Genomic DNA, 16,416 nt, shown 5'->3' with positions numbered 1-16,416 from the left:
AATATTTGTTAATAATTTATAAAAATTTTAATTTTATAAAATTGAATTTATTTCATCAAATAAAGACATGCTAGTCAAAACTTTGACTAGCATATAAGCTAAAAACGAGTATCTACTGCATCTGCCAATTGTTTAATAAGTAAAACACTATCTTTCCAATTTAAACACGCATCAGTAATTGATTTCCCATATATTAATGGTTGATCTTTTGATACTTTTTGAAAACCTTCTTCCAAGAAACTTTCAATCATGACACCAAATATATTTTTTGATCCTGAAGCAATTTGACTTGAAACAGATGTAGCAACATTTTTTTGACGAATATGTTCTTTTAAACAATTACCATGACTAAAATCAATCATTAAATGTTCTATTAGATTAAATTCACGTAAACTTTTTATTGCCAAATCAATGTCTTTAGCGTGATAATTAGGAGTTCGACCACCTCTCATAATAATATGTCCATATGGATTTCCACTAGTATGATTAACAGTCATTTGTCCGTTTTTATTTGGCGCAAAAAACAAATGACGAGCTTGTGCAGCTCTTATAGCATCAATGGCGATACGTATATTTCCATCAGTTCCATTTTTAAAACCTACTGGACATGAAAGCGCAGAAGCCATTTCTCTATGAATTTGACTTTCAGTAGTTCTTGCTCCAATAGCTCCCCAACTAATTAAATCTGCAATAAATTGACCTACTACTATATCTAAAAATTCTGTTGCGGCAGGCATTCCCAATGTATTTATATCTAATAATAATTTTCGAGCAACAGAAAGACCATGATTTACTCGAAAACTACCATCTAAGTCTGGATCTGAAATCAATCCTTTCCAACCTACTACTGTTCTTGGTTTTTCAAAATATGTACGCATTATAATTTCAAGACGATCTTGATATTGTTTACGTAATTCATATAATCGATGAGCATATTCAACTGCAGCTATAGGATCATGAACAGAACATGGACCTATGACAACAAGTAAACGTAAATCTTCACCGGTCATAATTCGAGCAATATTTTGTCTTGTTATAATAACATTATCCATAATATCTGAAGTAATAGCATATTTTTTTGCTAATTCAGAAGGAGTTATTAATGGATCAATTCGTATTGTACGTAGTTCATCTGTTTTTTTCATTTTATTCTCTAAACGAATTTTTTATCCTAAAAAGAATATCAAAATGTGATAAAAATCACGATAAACTAATTAATCAAAAACTTATCTCTAATATATTTTAAATATAAAAAAAACATTATAATATTAGATGAAATAAGTATAATAGTATACTTTAAATATAATAAAAAAAGCTTAAAATAGGAAAGAAAATGAAGATAACATTCTAAAAATAATATAATTATACAAGATTATCAATATTCTGTTCAGTAAATATTAAAGATAATTAAATTATTTTTTATCATATCATAATCTTTTATTTATATTTTAAAAGTACTTATTCTATCTTTATATTATATAAACTAATATATTTTATAATTCAAAGTTTAAAAATTATAATACTATTAATTTAATATAATATTAATTAATTTTTGATTTTATATTTGTATTATTTAACAATGAATTGATAGAAATACCATGTATCCAAGATATTATTAATCTATATAATATTACTAATACTACTGGTCCAACAAATAAACCAATCATTCCAAAAGTTAAAAAACCACCTATAACACCTAAAAAAATTAAAAAAGTTGGCAAATCAGATCCCATTCGTATAAAAAAAGTACGAAGTATATTATCTAATATGAATACAAAAAAACTCCAAATTAACAATAATGTACCCCATGTAGTATTACTATTCCAATAAAACCATATAATAGATGGTATTAAAATCGGCAATGGACCTAATTGTATTAAACAAGAGAAAACAATTAAAATCATTAATAAAGTCCAATATGGAATACCTGAAATTAATAAACCTATTCCAGATAAAAAAACCTGGATTAAAGCTGTTACTACAACTCCCAATGCAACAGATCTAATAGCTTGAACTGCAAGTAAAACAATAGCATCTCCATTTTTAGAATTAATACGAAATGCAAATTGATGAATTAAATTACTAATTTTTTCACCATTCCAATAAAGTAAAATACTAAATAACAACATTACAACTAAGTGTATTATAAATAATCCACACTTTTTAGCTTGAATTATAAAAAATTCTGTAGTACGACCCATATAAGGTCTAACTTCTTTAATTAATTCGGCTCCATCACTATCTAATAATTCTTGATAGCTAATAAAAATTTTTTTTCCAATAAGTGGTATATCTCGAAGCCAAATTAATTCTGGAAAATCTAAGGTATTAGAACTAAACCAATGAAAAAAAGGAATACTTGTTGCAATTAAACTATTGACTAAAAGTACTATAGGAATAATAAATAATAATAATAAAATAACAATCATAGTAAAAACAGCAATAAAACGTCTACCTCCTAAAAATTTTTGTATCTTTAACATAATAGGCCAAGTTGCAATAACAATTGTACTAGCCCATAAAAATCCTAATATAAACGGTTTTATTGTTAAAAAACTTGTAATGCTTATAGCAATAATAAATATTAATGATAAAATAAACTGCGATAAATCCACTTTTTCTTTTGGATTTTGCATATAATTGTTTCACCTCAATATTTTATAAACATCTTTACATTACAGATGACAAATAAAAAATAATTAAAAATTCTATTATTAAAAAATTATAACATCAAATTTTTACAAACAATGAAAGAAAAAACTGAACTTTACACTAAAAGATATATAAACATAAAATTAATTATTATTTAAAGAATATTCTTATTATCAAAGGTAATAAAGAAAAAAATGAAAAAAAAACAAGAAAATACTTATTTATTAAATAAATATAAATGGAAAGGAATCAAAATTACTGAAAGTGCTATAAAACAAATACTATTTTTAATTAATCTAGATATAGCAAATAAAGGTATAAAACTGAGTATAAAAAAATCTGGATGTGCAGGTTTTCGATATATTATGGAATTAATTAATAAAGAAATGTCACAAAAGGAAGATGATATAATTTTTTTTTATGGAACTATTTTAATACAAATTTCTAAAAAAGATATACCATTTTTAGATGGTATTAAAATTGATTTTATCAAAAATAATATTAATAAAACATTTAAATTTTATAATCCTAAATTAGAAAAATTTTGTGGTTGTGGGGAGAGTTTTTCAATCAATTAATGATTAAATTAATATGTTGTAATATATAATTTACTTCCAATATATAAGACAATGATTTTTTTTACCTCTTGAAAGTAAAGTAAATTGATCAAATAATTTTTCATTATTATGAAAAACATGATTTTTATTTGTAATTTTATTGGTATTAATAGATATAGAATTAGATATTATCATGTTTTTTGCTTGTGTTCGAGAATCTGCTAACGAGCATAGTACTAATGCATCCTGTAAATCTTTTATTTGATATACTTCGATAGAAGGTATTCCATCTTTTTTTAATTGCTGTAAATCAGATTTTTTTATCTCATTAATATTTTTTAGAAAAAGAATATTTGTAATTCTTTCAGCAGCTAGTAAATTTTCTTCACCATGCACTAAATGAGTCATATACTTAGATAAATAAGATTTATCATTAATAATTTGATTATTTTTATATTTATTGATTTCTCTTTGATTAATTTCATTACAGTCTAAAAAGGTAAATAATCTTAAAAAATTATAAACATTAGAATCTTCTATGTTTTTCCAAAACTGATAAAATTTATACGGAGTTGTTTTTTTAGCGTCTAACCAAATAGTTCCAGATTCTGTTTTTCCAAATTTAACACCATTAGATTGTATTAATAAAGGCAGTGTTAAACCATAAACTTCTTTTTTAGAAATTCGATTTATTAAGTGCATACCTGCTGAAATATTGCCCCATTGATCTGAACCTCCTATTTGCAGGGATACTTGTTTTTTTTTATTTAATATAAAAAAATCATATGCTTGTAATAAATTATATGAAAATTCTGTGAAAGAAATACCTTGATCTAATCTTTTGATACGTTGTTTTACTGCTTCTCTATTAATCATAGTATTAACTGAAAAATGTTTACCAATATCACGTAAAAATGACAAGATGTTAATTTTTTCAAACCATGTTTTATTATTTAATATAACTGCTTTATTTGATGCGCAATTAAAATCTAAAAAATAAGATATTTGTTTACTTATTTTATTTGTCCATACATCAATTTTATTATCAAAATTTAATACACGTTCTTTTTCTTTAAAACTAGGATCACCAATAAGACTTGTAGCTCCTCCAATTAAAACAATAGGTGTATGACCTTTCATTTGAAATCTTTTAAGAGTAATTAAAGGTAAAAGATGACCTACATGTAAACTATCTTCAGTAGGATCAAATCCGCAATACAGTGAAATAAAATTATTATCAATATTTTTTTTTAATAAATTTTCGTTTGTGATATGAGATATTAAATTTCGTTGTTTTAATTCGTCAACTAAATTAGCATGATTCATAAAAAAAACCTTATTTTTTTAAAATAAAAAATTTAAACTATGTAAATAGTTTATTCTAATTTCTTTTGAACTTCAATAATATAAAATATATAAAATTTTTATTTAATTAAGATTAATTAATATCAAAATCTATAAACCATTTTACACAATTAAATATAGAAAAATGTTTTGAAATTTCAAGTGAAATTCGTAATATTTTTTGCAAATAAATACGTGAAGAACATTGTATTAATAATTTATAAAAGCATTTTTTTTGAGTGTTATAAAAAACAGGATCAGGACCTACAAACCATAATAAAACATTATCTTTTTTAGATTCGTTTTTTAATAAAGTATATATAAATTTTAAAAAATTATAAGTTTTTCTAAAATTTTTGCTTTGACAATATAAAATAACTTGACAATTCCATGGAGGTAACAAAAATTTTTTTCTTAAATATAATAGATTACGAGCACAAAAAAAATATTTTTCATTGCATATATTTATTAAATATTTATTGTGAGGAATTGTTGTTTGAATAAATATATTTAAAAATTTAGAATTTTTTTGCGTTAAATTAACTAGATTCAAATAAAACTGATAAAAATACTCAATATTATAAAACTTTAAAGAAAACAAATAATAGTCAATATTGACTAAACCAATTAATTCTACATTAGGAAAATAATAATTTTGAACTATTTTTTCTGTACTAATAATAATTCCTGAATGCACAATAGAAAAATTAAAAAGTTGTGAATTTAATTGTTTTCTTTTAATATCTTTTAAATTTATTAAAAACAACAGTGATATATTAGGAAATATTTTTTTAAAATTTTTTTTTATTTTTTTTATACCAAAATTTAATGTAGTTAATGGAAAAAAATTACAATTATAACAAAACGTAGGTTTTTTAAAATTAATTAAACAATTTCTACAAAATGCAATATTATTATATTTATTAATTTCATAGTAATCATTGCAAACATTACATTTAGGAATCCAATTACAATGACGACAAATAAGACCTAAAAAAATAAAATCAGATGGATGAAAAATTAACAGCACTGAAAAATTTTTTTTTATATTTTCAAAAATTTCATAAATTAATGTATCTGATAAACCGACCCTTATTTTTTCTTTTTTTATATCAATAATTTGATATTTTAACATTAAAGAACTATTTTTTTGAGATAAACTTATCCAAAAAAATTTTTTATGCATAATATTATATAACGTTTTTAAAGAAGGAGTTTTTGAATCTAAAATAATAGGTATATTTTCTTTATATGCTCGAAATATTGCTATATCTCTAACATTACATTTAAATTTATCTACATGTTTATAAGTTACATTATGCTCTTCATAGATAATAATTAAGCCTAATTGTAAAAAAGGAAAAAAAATACTCTTTTTTGTTCCTATAATAATAGAATTTTGATTATTTTTAGTATTAATCCATACTTTAAAAAATGTTTCATCAGTTAAATCGGAATGAATAATATCAATAGGAACATTAAAATACTGTTTTAAAAAAAATAGTATTTTATATATATATTTTTCAAAAGGTACAATAATTAAAATTTGTAAATTTTTCTTTAAAATTTGTTCAATTAATCCTAAATAAAATTTAATCTTTATATACAAATTAATTTCTGATATTAACCAAGATGCAAAAGAATTTTTAATTATAATTTTACTTATTTGTAATAAAATTTTTTTATTTAAAAAAAATTTTTTATTTGTTTTAAATTGATCTATTTTACTTATATTTTTATTTAAAAAAAAATTATTAATATTTTCATCTACTTCTATATTTTTAGATTTTAAAACATTTGGTAAAATTGAAAAAAATATACTTCCTATAGGATAATAGTAGTACTTACTAACCCATGTTAAAGTATTTAATAATGAAGCATTAAAAATCGGTTGATGATCAATAATACATTTAACAAATTTAAAATTAAAATGTTTTGCATTTTCTTTATGATTAAATGCAACTACAATACCTATAACATTTTTTGAATTAAAAGGTACAACAACACGAGTACCGATTATAGGAGTTTTTGAATATGGTAATATATAACTAAAATAAGATCTAATTGAAAAAGGTAAAATAACGTCTATAATAATCACTTATATTCATATCTTATATGTTTTTATTAGTTAATTCACAAAATTTGCTTATCAAACAAATATCACATTGTTTTTTCCGTGCTTTACAAATGTAACGTCCATGATAAACAAACCAAAAATGAACGTTTTTTTTAAATATAGATGGAACAACTTTGATTAATTTTTTTTCAACTTGTATTACATTTTTTCCTGTGGCAAAACCAGTACGATTAGAAACTCGAAAAACATGTGTATCTACAGCAATAGTTTTTTGATCAAATAATAAATTTAAAATAATATTTGCAGTTTTTCTACCCACGCCAGGTAAGGACTCAAGTTCAATACGACTGTTAGGAATTTGATTATTATATTTATTAATTAATAAATAAGAAATTTTAATAATATATACAGCTTTAATATTATATAAACCAAGATTTTTAATATAATATTTTAATCTTTTTATACCCAATTGTAAAATACTTTCAGGAGTATTAGCTACTTTAAATAAAATACAAGTTATTTTATTTACCATTACATCGGTTGATTGAGCAGATAATATTAACGATATTAATAATTCAAAATCTGATGAAAAAATTAACTCTGTCATGGGATTAGGTTGGTTTATATAAAATAATGATAAAATACTATAACGTTTACTTTTATTCATATATTTTATGTTGTTCCTGACATTTTAAACTAATACATTTTAAACATTTTTTTTTATTTTTAATTTTATTTTTATCTAAATAATTTTTAAAAGCAATTAAAAAACCCAATATTAAAAATCCTCCTGGAGGAGATATTGCTAAAATTATTGTTGTATTTTTATTTAATATATTAAAAAAATAATTATTTCCTAAAACATTAAAAATTTTATTTATTCCAAATAAAAAAGTTCCATGACCTAATATTTCTCGTATTGAACCTATAAAAAACATTGCAAATGTTGATCCTAAGCCTATGAATAATCCATCTAAGACAGAAACCAAGATAGAACTCTTATAAGCTATAGCTTCTGCTCTGCCAATTACAATACAATTTGTTACTATTAGAGGAATAAAAACACCTAATGATTTATATAAATTAAATTGGTATGCATGCAATATCATTTCTATACAAGTAACTATTGAAGAAATTATTAACATAAAAATAGGAATTCTAATATTTTTAGGTATGATATATTTAAATATAGAAATAATGCCACTTGTAAAAATTAATATAAATGTTGTAGCTATTCCTAATCCTATTGCATTTACTACATTAGTTGTCATAGCTAAAACTGGACATAAACCTAAAAGTTGTACTAAAGAAGAATTATTAGTCCATAATCTATTTTTTAAAAAATTTTTCCATTCCATATATTTTATCTCTTTAAAGAAAATATTAATGGTATTTTTTTTATAAAAATCACTGTTCTTTTTACAGCATTAGTAACTGCTTGTGGTGTAATAGTTGCACCTGTAAATTGTTCAATTTGACCACCGTATTTTTTTAATAATACATGATTATCTTGTAAGTTCATAACACTTAAATTTGTAAATTTAGTGATCCAATCAGAAATAGATATATCAATTTTATCTCCAATTCCAGGAGTTTCTTTATGCGATAGTACTCTCACACCAATAATTTTACCATTTAAATATGCTGCTACTAATATATAAATTGAACCAGAATATCCATCTGGAGCAGTACTTTCAACAATAGCAACTTTTGCCACTTTATCTTGAAATAATAACCACAAGTTGTGTTTTTTTGAATCTCCTAATAGTTTATTATCTACTAAATATTTTTTTTCTTTAAAAGTAACATAAATCTTATAAGGTATTACTTGTTGAATAAACATTTTTTTTTCGTATTCTTTTTGATTTCTTATTTGATTTTTTGTAATATAATGTACGTACCCAACAATACATAAAGATAAAAAAGAAAAAAAGCTCATTGTAAATGAATTTTTTAATATTTTTTCAAAATCTTTCATATATTTTTATGTCCATATCCAGATGTTTTTAAAATATTATCTATTAATGGCACAAGCATATTTCCAAATAAAACTGCAAAAGCTACTCCATCTGGATAATTACTATAATTACGAATTATATAAACTAACAAACCAATTATTAAACCAAAAACTATTTTTCCTATATTACTATAAGAAGTTGTCACTGGATCAGTAGCAATAAAAAATGCACAAATCATTGTTCCGCCTGAAAAAAGATGAAACAATGGAGAAATAATAAAATCTATTGAAAATAAATAATTAATAGTAGAAGAAAAAAATAAAGAAAATAAAAAGCTAAATGGAATACGCCAACAAATAATTTTTTTATATAGTAAAAAAAAACCACCTAATAAAAAACTTAAATTAATATAATTCCAAGATGAAAAAATAGTTATTTTTTCATTTTTTGAAATGAAATTTTTTAAAGCATTATCATAAGACACATGAGAATGATTTTTAATGTTATTCAAAGGAGTTGCTTTTGTAAAATTTTCAATATCAGTATCTACTAAAAAATCACTGTTATTTGTTGTAAAAAAAATTTTATCTATTGAAGATTTTATATTGTTTATAGAAAAAAACTTGGTATTCTCTTTATTCCAAGAGCTCATATATAAAGGAAAAGATATTAATAAAACAGCATATCCAACCATAGCCGGGTTAAATATGTTTTGTCCCAGACCTCCATATAAATGTTTAGCAATAACAATTGCAAAAAAAGAACTAAACATTATCATCCACCACGTTAATGTACAAGGAATACTTAAACCTAGTAATACTCCAGTTACAACGGATGAATTGTCTAATATATTCTCTTTAATATTCTTATCACGTATTTTTAATATTATTATCTCAAATAATAAAGAAAATAATACAAATAATAATATTTGTATTAATATAACTATACCAAAAAAATAACATTCTGTTAATATAGCTGGAATAGATGCTATAAGAACAAAAAACATCATTTTTTTTACACTATAAGTTTCATATATATAAGGAAGATTCATTTTTATATTATTATAAGATAAGATTATAAGTTTTTATTTTTTAGTTTTATACGTTCTATTGAAGACCGTAATATTTCTTTTCTAATATTTTTTTCTATTTGTTTCTTATTAACAAATGCTTCGTTTGATACTTTTTTTAAAATATTAGAGTCTATTAAGCTTTTATTATCAAAATAATTTTTATTTTTATAAACAATTTTTTTTTGATTTATCATTCTTTCTTCTCGTAATTGAAAACGTTCAAAAAATATTTTTTTTCGATATGTTTCTATATTTATTTCATGTTGATTTTTTTTTTCTTTCTTAAAATATTTAACTAATGGAATATTACTAGGACAAATTTTTTCACAAATTTTACATTCAATACAATCCATAATATAAGATTTTTTTGTTTGTTCGTGATTATTATTTTTAGAATATAAATATAATTTTTGAGGAAGCAAATTAACTGGACATACTTGAGCACAATAACCACAATTAATACATGAATAATTAATAGATTTTTTTAGTTTTTTTATTTTTTTTTTTATTAAAATAGAATTAATATTTTTCGAGATCGAATAATTAAAATTAATTAATAAATCTTTCATAAATATACCTCCTATATATACCATGTAATCTGAATTATTTTGAATTTTAAAATAATTTAAAAAAAAATTTATAGGAGTTCCTATTTTAATTAAAAAATTTTTAGATAAATGATTTTCATAATTATATACACTAACAATTCTCTGAATTAATGGTTCTCCATTAATAATAGCTCTTTTAATAGCATATACAGTTGAAATATTAAAAATAAGATATCCTATATCTATAGAATGTTTACCATATGGAATTTCTTTTCCTGTTAAAGATTTAATAATTATTTTACTACTTCCGCCAGGATATTTTTTTTTTAAAATACATATTTTAAATAATGTTTTTTTACTAATTAATAATTGAATTTTAGAAATTAATTTAATTTTATCTTCTTGAATAACAATTAAAATCTTTTTTACTTTAGATATCCAAGATATAATTTCACATCCTATTAATATTTCTTCTAAACAATTATTTATTAAACAATAGTCAGAAGTTATACAAGGATCACTTTCAACTGCATTGACAACTAATGTATGTACTTTATTAACACTTAACATTAATTTTTTAGAAGACGAAAAATGAGCACCTCCAAGTCCTACAATGCCTGATTGATAAATAATTTTTATTAAGCTTTTAGCAGAATATAATTTATAATTATTAATTTTTTTTAATCTAATCCATTGATCTAAATAATCAGATGAAATAATAATTTTTATATTTGCTTTATTAAAATTAATATGGTGAGAATTAAATTCTATACTTTTAATCTTACCTGAAGTAGGAGAATGTATAGGAACACTAAAACAATCACCAAAAGTCAAGGGTTCACCGCATAGTACTTTCTGATTAATTTTTACTCTTAACATACTTTGTTTTAAAGTATTATATTTAATATATATAAAAAATTCCTTTGGATAAGGAACATAATTAATAATATACTTATTTGGTTCTTCTTTTATTGGTATACATGTAATTCCACCTGAAAAATTATATTTTTTTTTTATTTATAAAATAACGTTTTAAACGTTTCCAAAAATTTAGACACAAATATTTTTTTAAAATAAGTTTAATTTTTAACATAATATATTATTCTTCAATTATTTTAATACAATTAGTTGGACAATGTGATACACAGATATTACAACCAGTACAAAACTTTTGTACTACCGTATGCATGAAGTTAGGAGCTCCAATTATTGCATCTACTGGACAAAAAATAGCGCATTTAGAACATCCTACACAATTGTTTTCATCAATTTTGACCGTTGTATATAAAATTGATTTATTTTGAACATTAATATCCTCTAAACTTTTATCTAAATTTAATAATTTACTAATTTTAAATATTAAATCACTTCCTCCAGGAATACATTTATTAATTTTTTCATTTTCATTGATTATAGCTTTTGCATAAGGGTAACAACCAGGATATCCACATTGTGCACATTGACTTTGAGGTAAAATATCGTTAATTTTATTTATAATAGGATCTATTGTTTTAGGAAAAATATAATCAGAATATGATAGTATTAAACCTAATAAAAAAGATAAAGAAGAAAAAATTAAAATAATCATTATTATAAACATAATTAAACTTTTATTAAACCTCTAAAACCCATAAATACAATGGAAATTAAACTTATAGTGATAAGAACAATAGGGGAACCTTTAAATACTATAGGAATATCAGATAATAATATACGTTCTCTAATGCTTGAAAATATAATCATTACTATAGAAAAACCAAATGATGCACTCAATGCATAAAGTATTGACTCTAAAAATGTATAATTTTCATATAAACAAAATAAAGGAATAGCTAAAACTGCACAATTAGTTGTAATTAAAGGTAAAAAAATACCAAGTATACGATATAAAAAAGGACTAGTATTACATAAAATAGTTTCTAAAAATTGTACAAAAAAAGAAATTATTAACATATATACAATAATTCTCAAGTAAACTAAATCGAATGGCGATAAAATTAAAAAATTAATACACCATAAAATAATAGTAGATATAAATATAACAAAAGTAGTAGCAAAACTAATTCCAATTGAGACTTCTAACTTATTTGATGCTCCTGTAAAAGGACATAAACCAAGAAACTTTACTAAAATAAAGTTATCAATTAATATATTTGATATAAAAAATAGAAAATAATTCTTCATTTATAATTTCCATTTATCAAAATAAAATATTATCAAATAATATATAAAAGAAAAATAAATTATTTATATGAAAGAAAAAAGTTTTTTTGAAGTAAACGCTCTGTTGTATCGACAGTAATTTGAGTATATAAATCAATTTCAATATTAACTAATTCTCCAATTTTTTTATGACCTATTATTGTTGAGGACAAAGTCTCTGGAATTATACTTACGCAAAATTCATTTTTAACAATATTAACAATAGTTAAACTGATACCATCTATGCAAATAAAACCTTTGTAAAAAAGATATTTCAGTAAAGATATATTATTTATTTTAAACCATATAATATAATTATTATCTAATTTTAATATTTTAGAAATTTCAGCTGTATTCATAATATGACCAGATACTATATGTCCTCCAATTTCATCACCGTATTTAACAGATCTTTCAATATTGATATAATCACCTATATCTAAATATCCTAAATTAGTATGTTGAAGTGTTATCTGCATGATATCAAAAGTTATATCAAAACGATTAATTTTTTTTACTGTTAAACAACATCCATTATGTGAAACTGAAGCTCCAAGTCGTAATTTTTTTAATAAAGCAGCTGGGAAATTAATTGTATAAGTATGTAATTTTTTTTTCTTATCTATAGATACAACTTGAGCAATTCCACCAACAATACCTGTAAACATAAAATATCCTTAATTTAATATTATCTAATAACATTTATTTTATTTAAAAATTTATTTAAAAATTAATATATATTTTAATAGATAAAAAATATTTTTATGATAAAATATAAAATAATTATTTAAAATTCACGTTCGTAGCTCAATTGGTTAGAGCACCACTATGACATGGTGGAAGTTGGTGGTTCAAGTCCACTCGAACGTAATAAAAATATATTTAATATCAGGCGATTTTAATTGATTCAAGATATTATAAAAAAATATAAATATAAATTATTTTTAATAGCTTATAGTGGTGGAATGGATTCTACAGTATTATTGTATCAATTATTAAAAATAAAACAAATTAACCCTAAAATTAGCATACGTGCTATTCATATTAATCATAACATTCATTCTAATTCAAAAAAATGGCAAGATCATTGTTACAATACTTGTAAAAAATATAATATACCATTAATTATTGAAAAAATAAGTGTAAACGTTATACAAAATATTGAAGAACAATTACGTATTAAAAGATATAACTTAATTTACAAACATTTATTTAATAATGAAATACTACTAACAGGACATCATTTGAATGATCAATGTGAAACATTATTTTTATCTCTAAAACGGGGCAGTGGTCCTACAGGATTATCTGCAATGTCTAATGAAACAATTTTTGGAAAAACTAAAATTGTTCGTCCATTTTTAACAAAAACAAAAAAAGAGTTAAAAAAATGGGCTAATTTAAATAATTTAATATGGATTGAAGATTTTACTAATTTTAATACAAACTATGATCGCAATTTTATCAGACATAACGTTTTACCAATATTAGAAAAAAAATGGCCTTTTTTTTTAAAAAATTGCTTTCGCACTACAAAAATATGTAAAGAAGAAACTAAATTAAAAAATATACTTTTACAAGAAAAAATTCAAAAATTTCTTCATTTTAACGAATCTTTAAATATTAAAAGTTTTGAAGATTTAAAAGAAGAAGTATGTAAAGCTTTAATTCGATATTGGATTTCTTTGAAAAACATTAAATCACCATCATATAAAACTATTCAACGTATATATAATGAAATTATATGCAGTCAAAAAAATATTAATCTAAAAATAATTATTCAAAAAAACGAAATTAGATGCTATAAAAAATCTCTTTACTTTATTGAAACAAAAAAAAATATCAAAAATATGATTGTATTTTGGCATGATACTAATCATAAATTAATTCTACCTAATAATTTAGGATATATTATTAAAAATAATACAGAAGGTATGAATATACCAAGACCCCAAAATAGTGAATTAATTAATATTCGATTTCAATGTGATGGTAAAATATTAATTTTAGGAAAACATAAACAAAAATATATTAAAAAAATTTGGCAAGAATATAATATTCCTCCTTGGTTACGCAATCAAATTCCTCTTTTATTTTATAATAATCAATTAGTTAGCGCATTAGGTGTATTTGTCGTTAATCAAAATATAAAAAAAGAAAATCAAAATGAATGGAATATATCTTGGATAAATAGTATTCAATTAAATTATTATGATAACTTTATATTTAATTAAAATTATTTATATATTTTAAAATATTTAAAAAATTATTTAGATAGCTTCAATAATTGTAATATTTTATCAGAACTTATTCTTTCATATAATCTTGGAAAATCTGTTATTTTTTGAGACAGTAAAGGTTTACTAATATCATTCCATATAAGATTTGACATTAAAAACAGCTCTATTTTTTTAGATAAAATAGGTATAATAGGTGTTAAAAAAGTCATAACTATTCTAAATAAATTAATACCCATAGTACAAATCATATGCAATGTATTATTTCTTTTTACATTTTCTTGAATTGTCCAAGGTTTTTTTTCATTTATATATTTATTTGCAACATCTAATAATTTCATAGAACTTCGAACAATTAAACTAAATTCTCTATTTTCAAAAAAACCCTCAATTTTTTTGCTTGCATTAACAAAAGAATCGTATAAATCATAATCATCTAACGTATCAGATAAATATCCATTAAAATATTTATTAATAAAACTAGCACTTCTTGAAGCTAAATTTATTAATTTATTTACAATATCGCTATTTATTTTATACATAAAATGATCTAAATTCATTTCAATATCATTAATATTGCTTGTTAACTTACTTGCATAATAGTAACGTAAACTATCAGAATCAAAATGTTTTAGCCAATCCGATGCTTTAATTAAAAAACCTCTAGATTTTGACAGTTTTAATCCATTTATTGTTAGATGACCATGTACAAAAATACCGTTAGGTTTTCGCAAAGAAGATGCTTCTAATATTGAAGGCCAAAATAATGTATGAAAATAAATAATATCTTTACCAATAAAATGATATAATTCACATTTTGAATTTTTATTCCAAAATTCATTAAAATTTATATTTTTATTTTTTAAACAAAGATTTTTAAATGCACTTATATAACCAATAGGAGCATCCATCCAAACATAAAAATATTTATTAGAAAAATTTGGGATTTTAAATCCGAAATATGGAGCATCACGAGAAATGCACCATTTTTTTAAACCTAATTGTAACCATTCTTCTGTTTTATTTATTACAGAATTATCTAAAACACCTGAATATATCCATTTATTTAACATATCTGAAAAAATTGGTAAATTAAAATATAAATGTTCAGTCTTTTTTAAAATTGGAGGTGTACCTGAAATTGCTGAAACAGAATTTATTAGATCTTTAGGTTCATAAATTGAACTACATATTTCACAAGTGTCTCCATATTGATTTTCTGTATAACAAATAGGACATGTACCTTTAATAAATCTATCTGGAAGAAATATTTTTTCTTTATTATCATAAAATTGAAAAATTGTTTTTTTATTTAAAAGATTTTTATTATTTAAAGAAGAAAATATTTTTCTAAGTAAAAATAAATTTTCTATACTATGTGTAGTATGATAATTATCATAAGAAATATTAAAATTCATAAAATCTGTTTTATGTTCTTTATGAATATTTCTAATTAACTGTTTTTCCGATATATTAAGATCTTTAGATCTTAACATAATAGCAGTACCATGTGCATCATCAGAAGAAACAAACCATACTTCATGACCTCGCATTCTTTGATAACGAACCCAAATATCTGCTTGAATATGTTCAAGCATATGTCCTATATGAATAGGACCATTTGCATATGGTAAAGCACAAGTAACTAATATTTTTCTCATTTTAATAGGCATAAAATAATATTTCATTAATCAAAATAAATAATATAATATACAAAAAAATAATCGTAAAGTATTTATATAAAAATCTCTAAATAAATTTTAAAGAAA

The 16,416-nt window shown here is 21.8% G+C and carries 15 protein-coding genes and 1 tRNA gene; 3 read left to right on the top strand and 13 right to left on the bottom strand.

What is annotated here, in order from left to right:
* Positions 1-98: 98 nt before the first annotated feature.
* Positions 99-1,145 (bottom strand): 3-deoxy-7-phosphoheptulonate synthase, encoded by a 1,047-nt coding sequence (locus tag D9V62_RS00625; protein WP_158339891.1) that lies wholly within the window; start codon positions 1,143-1,145, stop codon positions 99-101.
* Between the two features lie 396 nt (positions 1,146-1,541).
* A complete protein-coding gene (gene ydiK / locus D9V62_RS00620) occupies positions 1,542-2,636 on the bottom strand; it encodes an AI-2E family transporter YdiK (protein ID WP_158339890.1) in 1,095 nt (364 codons plus the stop codon).
* 210 nt (positions 2,637-2,846) lie between these two features.
* Here ydiK and D9V62_RS00615 point away from each other — a divergent pair, with 210 nt between their 5' ends.
* Positions 2,847-3,230: an iron-sulfur cluster assembly accessory protein gene (locus D9V62_RS00615; RefSeq protein ID WP_158339889.1), complete on the top strand. Its 384-nt coding sequence runs from the start codon at positions 2,847-2,849 to the stop codon at positions 3,228-3,230.
* Between the two features lie 30 nt (positions 3,231-3,260).
* Here D9V62_RS00615 and tyrS read toward each other — a convergent pair whose 3' ends face one another.
* From tyrS to D9V62_RS00565, 10 genes are all read right to left on the bottom strand, one after another.
* Positions 3,261-4,535: a tyrosine--tRNA ligase gene (gene tyrS, locus D9V62_RS00610; RefSeq protein ID WP_158339888.1), complete on the bottom strand. Its 1,275-nt coding sequence runs from the start codon at positions 4,533-4,535 to the stop codon at positions 3,261-3,263.
* Between the two features lie 112 nt (positions 4,536-4,647).
* The gene (gene priA, locus D9V62_RS00605; RefSeq protein ID WP_158339887.1) at positions 4,648-6,651 is read right to left on the bottom strand and encodes a primosomal protein N'; all 2,004 of its coding nucleotides are present in this window, start codon (positions 6,649-6,651) and stop codon (positions 4,648-4,650) included.
* 13 nt (positions 6,652-6,664) lie between these two features.
* Positions 6,665-7,297 carry an endonuclease III gene (gene nth, locus D9V62_RS00600; RefSeq protein ID WP_158339886.1) on the bottom strand — a complete coding sequence of 211 codons (633 nt, stop codon included), beginning with the start codon at positions 7,295-7,297 and terminating at the stop codon, positions 6,665-6,667.
* Positions 7,290-7,988 carry an electron transport complex subunit E gene (locus tag D9V62_RS00595; RefSeq protein ID WP_158339885.1) on the bottom strand — a complete coding sequence of 233 codons (699 nt, stop codon included), beginning with the start codon at positions 7,986-7,988 and terminating at the stop codon, positions 7,290-7,292. The genes nth and D9V62_RS00595 overlap by 8 nt, the downstream gene beginning before the upstream one ends.
* 5 nt (positions 7,989-7,993) lie before the next feature.
* Positions 7,994-8,608, bottom strand: coding sequence for an electron transport complex subunit RsxG (gene rsxG / locus D9V62_RS00590; protein ID WP_158339884.1), 615 nt, complete (start codon positions 8,606-8,608; stop codon positions 7,994-7,996).
* Positions 8,605-9,639 (bottom strand): RnfABCDGE type electron transport complex subunit D, encoded by a 1,035-nt coding sequence (locus D9V62_RS00585; RefSeq protein WP_158339883.1) that lies wholly within the window; start codon positions 9,637-9,639, stop codon positions 8,605-8,607. Before D9V62_RS00585 ends, rsxG begins: the two co-directional genes overlap by 4 nt.
* A 23-nt stretch (positions 9,640-9,662) precedes the next feature.
* The gene (gene rsxC, locus D9V62_RS00580; RefSeq protein ID WP_158339882.1) at positions 9,663-11,225 is read right to left on the bottom strand and encodes an electron transport complex subunit RsxC; all 1,563 of its coding nucleotides are present in this window, start codon (positions 11,223-11,225) and stop codon (positions 9,663-9,665) included.
* A gap of 82 nt (positions 11,226-11,307) precedes the next feature.
* Entirely contained in the window at positions 11,308-11,799 is a 492-nt protein-coding gene (locus tag D9V62_RS00575) for an RnfABCDGE type electron transport complex subunit B (protein WP_187312797.1), read from the bottom strand.
* A gap of 11 nt (positions 11,800-11,810) precedes the next feature.
* Entirely contained in the window at positions 11,811-12,392 is a 582-nt protein-coding gene (rsxA, locus tag D9V62_RS00570) for an electron transport complex subunit RsxA (RefSeq protein ID WP_158339880.1), read from the bottom strand.
* Positions 12,393-12,451: 59 nt separating this feature from the next.
* Positions 12,452-13,078 carry a riboflavin synthase subunit alpha gene (locus tag D9V62_RS00565; protein WP_158339879.1) on the bottom strand — a complete coding sequence of 209 codons (627 nt, stop codon included), beginning with the start codon at positions 13,076-13,078 and terminating at the stop codon, positions 12,452-12,454.
* A 128-nt stretch (positions 13,079-13,206) separates the two neighbouring features.
* Between D9V62_RS00565 and D9V62_RS00560 the strand changes: the two genes are divergently transcribed.
* Positions 13,207-13,280 (top strand) — tRNA-Val (locus D9V62_RS00560).
* Positions 13,281-13,312: 32 nt separating this feature from the next.
* The gene (gene tilS, locus D9V62_RS00555; RefSeq protein ID WP_158339878.1) at positions 13,313-14,644 is read left to right on the top strand and encodes a tRNA lysidine(34) synthetase TilS; all 1,332 of its coding nucleotides are present in this window, start codon (positions 13,313-13,315) and stop codon (positions 14,642-14,644) included.
* Positions 14,645-14,676: 32 nt separating this feature from the next.
* Here the strand turns inward: tilS and metG are convergent, their stop codons facing one another.
* Positions 14,677-16,320: a methionine--tRNA ligase gene (gene metG / locus D9V62_RS00550; protein ID WP_158339877.1), complete on the bottom strand. Its 1,644-nt coding sequence runs from the start codon at positions 16,318-16,320 to the stop codon at positions 14,677-14,679.
* Positions 16,321-16,416: the final 96 nt, after the last annotated feature.

This window comes from Buchnera aphidicola (Aphis helianthi), assembly GCF_005083845.1.
Taxonomy (GTDB): domain Bacteria; phylum Pseudomonadota; class Gammaproteobacteria; order Enterobacterales; family Enterobacteriaceae; genus Buchnera; species Buchnera aphidicola_AW.
The sequence above is the reverse complement of the archived record's forward strand: the minus strand, read 5'-3'. Positions and strand labels throughout refer to the sequence as shown.